Raw genomic sequence first — 6330 nt, forward strand, 5'->3', positions numbered from 1 at the left:
AAGAAGTTTTGTTAATGAGCGGTCGTTTTCATTATTACGAAGGATATACAATGAAGGAAGTAACCTTTCCGATTTACGTATTCAAACTATTAGGGATAGAGCAAATAATATTAACAAACTCTTGTGGAGGAATTAATAAAGAACGATTATCTCCAGGTAGTATCATGGTTATAAATGACTTCATTAATATGATGCCAACTAACCCACTAATCGGACCAAACGATGAGCGTTTTGGACCAAGGTTCCCTGATATGACTGAACCATATGATATGGATTTAAGAATAATTGCTAGAAAAGAAGCTAATAAATTAGATATTCCTTATGTTGAAGGTGTATATACAGGATTTATGGGACCCTACTATGAATCTAAAGCTGAGATAAGAATGATTAAAACTATGGGAAGTGATGCAGTTGGTATGAGCACAGTTCCAGAAACGATTGTCGCTCATTACTTAGGAATAAAAGTTTTGGCATTTGCAACAATTACGAATATGGCAACAGGAATACAGGAGCAAAAACATAGTCATGACAATGTTGTAAGAGTAGCAAAAGAGGCATCAACAAAGCTGGCAAACTGGATTAAAGCTATCGTCAATAAGTTCTAGATTTGAAACCTATATATAAATAGGAAAGAAAAAAATAAATATTTATTGACAATGAGTATTATAGGAGTATAATTCTTGTTGGAAAAGTAAATAATATCCCTAAGCCAAGGTGACTTAATTTATTTAAAAAAAATAAGCCTAACTGATGACTTTCGCGATATCTAAAGAGATTTTTAGATAGAATGAATATAGTTCATCAGTTTTTTTGTTGGAGGAAATGACAAAATGATGATTTTATCGAGTGTGACACATAGCACAACTGCGCTACTAATTTTTGATGTAGGATTAATAGTTCTAGCTGGACTAATAGTGGGTAGACTAGCTGAGTTGATTAAAATTCCTGATGTAACAGGATACCTTATCGCAGGACTTTTATTAGGTCCAATATTTCATGTAATCTCAATAGAGAGTTTACACAGTTTGCAATTTATACCACAAATTGCATTAGGATTTATCGCGTTCCAAGTAGGGAACGAATTATGGTTTGGTAAGTTGAAAAAAACCGGTGCTAAAATTGCAGTTATCACAATTGTACAAGCAGTAGCAACTGTTGTATTTGTAATTTTAGGTATTAGTCTATTCGCTGAACATATCTCAATCGCGTTAATCTTAGGAGCAATCGCAGCTGCAACAGCACCTGCACCTATTATGATGATTGTTAAGAAATACCGTACTAAAGGTGAACTAACAGATACATTATTACCTGTTGTTGGGTTAGATGATGCTGTTGGAGTTATTATATTCGGTATACTATTAAGTATTTCAGTAAGTTTACTTGGGGCAGAAGGAGAACATGCTGCAACTGGTGTATGGGCATTACTAGAAGGACCAATAGTTGAAATCGGACTAAGTATCCTAATTGGTACGATAGTTGGTGTTGGAACAGGTATAGCTGTTAAAACAATTGATCGAAATAGAGAACGAGAAGTTAAGAACTTAAATGTTTCTGTTATTGCTGTTTTAGTTACAACAGGACTTGCTTTATACTATGGTGGTTCTGCAATATTAACACCTATGATCGCTGGAGCAATTGTTACCAATATGATCAATAAGGATTGTTATGAAGTAGAAGAAAAAATAATATCTAGTTTCGTACCACCTATGATGATAGCATTCTTTGTAATTGCAGGAGCTGAACTTGATTTTTCTGTTTTATTAACAGTTGGTGGAGTAGGAGCGATGTACATTATTGGTAGAATTATTGGTAAAGTTGCTGGTTCATATGTTGGTTGTAAAGTTTGTAAATCATCACCAAATGTACAAAAATACTTAGGATTAAGTTTATTACCTCAATCGGGAGTAGCAATCGGGCTTAGTTTCGCAGCAGTAGCAGCGTTAACTAGCGCTGGATTCCCTGAATATGCGGCAGTAATTAAGAATGTAGTATTAGCTGCAGTACTAGTATTTGAACTATTCGGACCATTACTTGTTAAGATGGCATTCAAAGGGTCAAATGAAATTAGATACGAGGGGTAATCATGGAAAAATATAATGGACTATCGGAAATAACTGAAAATCATTTACATGGTCATTTAAATACATGTTCTATACAGTATGACAAGAAAGATGCAATATGCATTCATATTGAGTATAATGATGATGTGTTTGTTTATGATTACGATATGAGAATTGACAAAAAAAGTCATTCAACAGAATGCACAAATCACTATTGTCATAACCATGGAGCACAAACGAATTTGAACAAAAATAACGAATTTGAGCATGCAGTTGTAGATTATTTATTTCATAATTAAGAAAGACAATTAGATTTGTCTTTTTTTTTGTGTTTTTGAGTGTGTTTTATTTGAAAAAAAAACAAATATACCATACAATTTATATGTAAGTAATAATAAGGAGGAGACAATATTATGTCATATGAAAATGAATTTTATGTAACTGGTGCTAAAGTAGGGAAACCTGCACCTAAATTTGAAATGGATGCTGTATTACCAACGGGTGAATATTTAGATCGTTTTGGAAAAGTAAACTTAGATGAATTATTAGAACAAGGTAAATGGGTTGTATTATATTTTTACCCACTTGATTTTACATTTGTTTGTCCAACTGAAATCAAAAGATTTAATGCATTAACTGAAAAATTTGCAGAGTTAAATACAGAGTTAATCGCATGTTCAACAGATAGTGTATTCAGTCACTTAGCATGGCAAGAACGTAAAGATTTAGAAAGACTTAAACATATCCATGCGTCAGACAACAACCACGTTGTAAGTGAAGCATACGGTGTGCTTGATGATGAAAAAGGAATCGCTTGGAGAGGTACATTCTTTATCAGTCCTGACGGATTATTAAAAGCCGCACATGTTAACCATGGTGAAGGTGGAAGAAACGTTGATGAAGTGTTAAGAACATTACAAGTATTCCAAAAAGAAGTAGCTGGAGAAATGGTGCCTTGTGGATGGCAACCAGGAGAAGATACTCTATAAAAATTAAAGAGGCAAATGCCTCTTTTTTTATGGTATAATTTTCATCAGGAGGGGATTATATGATTTTTAACTTAATATTCCCAGTATGGATGTTGTTTTACTTTATACCATTTCTTATATTTATTGCAATTGTCGGAAATGTTGCAATTGATATAGGTGTTGTTAAGTTCATGACAAGGAATACTGCTGAGTACTTTGGTTACTTCAAATGGAATATACTTTTTACCATTTTGTTTGGATTTCTAGCTGATATTATTGGGGGAATAGCATTGACATTGACATACGAAATCACACCGAGTTCTATCAACTATTTTCACATTTGGAGTAATCCGATTAGTGTAATAGTTCACGTTGTGGCTATTCTGTTTGTAGGTGTGTTAATTTACTTCTTTAACTACTGGAATTACAGCAGCAGTAACTTAACCAAACAAGAAGTAATTAGATTATCACTTGCCCTGGCAATTATAACAATGCCATATACGTTTCTTATATCTGCTAGTATCTACTACTAGACTATAATTATATATAATTATATTTAATTTAGAAAAGGCCATTTTTCATTGTAAAGATGGCCTTTTTATATTATAATAACCATTGGTAAATTTGAGGTGATTAGATGTATAAAAAAGAATATGAAAAGTGGCTAGAGTTCGACGGCTTAGATAAAGAGTTAGTAGACGAACTAAAAGGTATGAGCGAGACTGATATTGAAGATTCATTTTACACTAGTTTGCAGTTTGGAACAGGTGGAATGAGAGGAATTATTGGTGCTGGTATCAACAGAATGAATAAATACACAATTAGAAAAGCCAATTATGGTTTTGGAAAATACTTAAGTGAAAAATATGAGGAAGTATCAAGAGGAGTAGTTATTGCTCATGATAATCGTCATAAAAGTGTTGAGTTCGCAAAAGAAAGTGCATGTGTACTTGCTAGTTTTGGAATCAAGTCTTACCTATTTGATAGTTTAAGACCAACTCCTGAACTTAGTTTTGCTGTGAGACATTTAAATGCGATTGGTGGAATCGTAGTTACAGCATCACATAATCCACCAAAGTATAACGGATACAAAATCTATGATGAAGATGGTTGTCAATTAGTACCTAGATACGCTGATCAAGTGATTGAACATGTTGAAAGTGTAAAGAATGTATTTGGAATTGAGTTTGTTGAGTATGATCAAGCCAAAGCACAAGGGTTAATTGAGATTATTGGTAGTGACATAGACAAAGCGTATTTAGAGATGGTAGACACAATTCAATTAAACAAGAAACCTGAGAAGGACTTGAAAATAGTGTTTACACCACTACATGGAACAGCTGCATTTATGGGTGTTGAAATATTAAAAAGAAATGGTTATAAAGTTATTCCAGTAAAAGAGCAAATGATTCCTGATCCAGATTTTGGGACTGTTGCAAGTCCTAATCCTGAGAATGCAGGTGCATTTGAGTATGCAATAAATTATGGAAAAGAACATAATGCCGATATTTTAATAGCAACAGATCCTGACGCTGATAGACTAGGTGTTGCAGTATTACATGATGGAGAATATCAATTATTAACAGGGAATCAAACTGGGGCAATAATGGTTGATTACATTTTAAGAACAAGAAAAGAACAAGGAACTTTACCTAAAAAAGGTATGGTTTACAATACTGTTGTTACTTCTGAATTTGGTGCAAAAATTGCAAAATCATATGGAATGAAAGTTGAGAGTACTTTAACGGGATTTAAATTTATTGGTGAGCAAGCTAAAATCATTGAAGATACAGATTTTGAATTTATGTTTGGATATGAAGAAAGCTACGGGTATGTAGTAAAAGACTTCGTTAGAGACAAAGATAGCATTCAAGCGTTATTGATGATTAGTGAAATCGCAAATATTGGAAAACCAAGTGGTAGAACATTGGTAGATTATTTAGATTATCTTTACAGTACATATGGATATTATATTGAGGATTTAGTAAACGTTGTTCTAGAGGGCGCAAGTGGGGCACATAAAATTACTGAAATAATGGAAGCATTTAGAACAAATGGACCAAAAGAAATTAATGATCTTACAATAGTGAAAGTAGAAGACTACTTAACTAGTAAAAGATATATTGGTAATAAAACTGAAGAGTTGACATTACCAAAGTCAAACGTACTGAAATTCTTTTTAAGTGATGGATCTTGGTTTGTACTAAGACCGAGTGGGACAGAACCAAAACTTAAGATTTATATAGGTGTGTTAAGTGACAACTTAGAATCTTCAAAAGAAAAGAACAAGGGCATAAAAGAAACGGTTGTTAACTTAGTAAACAAAATTTAGACGATTTAAGAGGACGTGATTGAATGATTAAAAAGTCAAGAAAAGTTAGAGATTACAAAGCTCTAACAAAAGCACTTCCTTCTCTTAGGTATGTTGATCCTGAATCAGTTTTCATACATCTTCAAAGTGGAAGATGTAAAACATATGAAGTATATGTTGAACCAGGAGCACATGTAAAATTAGGAGAAGTTATTGGTAAGAGATTCGGTGGTTTCTTTGAACAACCTATCCATGCAACGATTAGTGGTGTTGTTGGTGAAGTTACTAAAAAGTTTCATAGAACCGGACGTAAAGTTGATGTCATAGAAATTAGAAATGATTTTAAAGACACATACCACGAATCTATCGTGGACAGACCTGATCATGTTATTGAAGAACTAACTCAAGACGATTTCGTTGAAATCGTGAAGGAGAAAAGTTTGGTTGGTCTTGGGGGAAGTGGATTCCCTACTTATATAAAACTTGCAACAAAAGATAAAATCGATACTGTAGTGATAAACGCAGTAGAGTGCGAGCCTTATTTGAGTAGTGATTACCGTTTAATCTTAGAACATCCAGGTCGAGTTATTACTGGACTTAAATACATTATGCAAGCACTTGGTGTTAAAAAAGGTATGATTGCTATCAAAGGTAATAAAGATCCTTTATTCCAAGTATTGTCACAAGTATTAAATGTTCGTTTCCCAGAACTTAACATTGAAGTGGTTAAGGTTGGAAATTATTACCCTCAAGGTTGGGAAATTGAAATGTTCAAATCAGCTTTAAACATTGATATACCTCACGGTGTTTTACCAATGAAATATGGTGTTATTGGATTTAACGTTTCTACAGCGGCTGGTATATTTGATGCAGTTAAACATAATTTACCCGTTGTAAAAAGATACTTTACTTTAACTGGAGACGCGATTAAATTCCCACAGAATTACCGTGTTAGAGTTGGTTCAAGTGTCAAAGAATTAATTAAATTAAG

Annotated in this window: 7 protein-coding genes; all 7 read left to right on the plus strand. The window is 33.2% G+C overall.

The genetic code is table 11. From position 1 onward, the window contains the following. Positions 1–605: purine-nucleoside phosphorylase (locus AC2LE6_RS02290; RefSeq protein ID WP_484477624.1), on the plus strand; the 605-nt coding region annotated here is incomplete at its 5' end. A gap of 225 nt (positions 606–830) precedes the next feature. Continuing rightward, complete coding sequence (locus tag AC2LE6_RS02295; protein WP_484477625.1) at positions 831–2081, plus strand: cation:proton antiporter; 1251 nt, start codon at positions 831–833, stop codon at positions 2079–2081. 2 nt (positions 2082–2083) lie between these two features. Then, positions 2084–2359, plus strand: coding sequence for a hypothetical protein (locus AC2LE6_RS02300; protein ID WP_484477626.1), 276 nt, complete (start codon positions 2084–2086; stop codon positions 2357–2359). A 114-nt stretch (positions 2360–2473) separates the two neighbouring features. Continuing rightward, on the plus strand, positions 2474–3049 hold the full coding sequence (locus AC2LE6_RS02305) for a peroxiredoxin (RefSeq protein ID WP_484477627.1): 576 nt from the start codon (positions 2474–2476) through the stop codon (positions 3047–3049). Positions 3050–3108: 59 nt separating this feature from the next. After that, positions 3109–3561: a hypothetical protein gene (locus tag AC2LE6_RS02310; protein WP_484477628.1), complete on the plus strand. Its 453-nt coding sequence runs from the start codon at positions 3109–3111 to the stop codon at positions 3559–3561. Positions 3562–3665: 104 nt separating this feature from the next. Further along, a complete protein-coding gene (locus tag AC2LE6_RS02315; RefSeq protein WP_484477629.1) occupies positions 3666–5360 on the plus strand; it encodes a phospho-sugar mutase in 1695 nt (564 codons plus the stop codon). 23 nt (positions 5361–5383) lie between these two features. After that, positions 5384–6330 (plus strand): electron transport complex subunit RsxC (locus tag AC2LE6_RS02320; RefSeq protein ID WP_484477630.1); only part of this gene is annotated, 947 nt, incomplete at its 3' end.

The sequence above is a fragment of the Candidatus Izemoplasma sp. genome, from assembly GCF_982632705.1.

Bases quoted from the DNA above. Each gene is read 5' to 3' on its own strand.
- AC2LE6_RS02315 (WP_484477629.1), top strand. From the start codon at position 3,666: ATGTATAAAAAAGAATATGAAAAGTGGCTAGAGTTCGACGGCTTAGAT.
- AC2LE6_RS02300 (WP_484477626.1), top strand. From the start codon at position 2,084: ATGGAAAAATATAATGGACTATCGGAAATAACTGAAAATCATTTACAT.
- AC2LE6_RS02310 (WP_484477628.1), top strand. From the start codon at position 3,109: ATGATTTTTAACTTAATATTCCCAGTATGGATGTTGTTTTACTTTATA.
- AC2LE6_RS02295 (WP_484477625.1), top strand. From the start codon at position 831: ATGATGATTTTATCGAGTGTGACACATAGCACAACTGCGCTACTAATT.
- AC2LE6_RS02305 (WP_484477627.1), top strand. From the start codon at position 2,474: ATGTCATATGAAAATGAATTTTATGTAACTGGTGCTAAAGTAGGGAAA.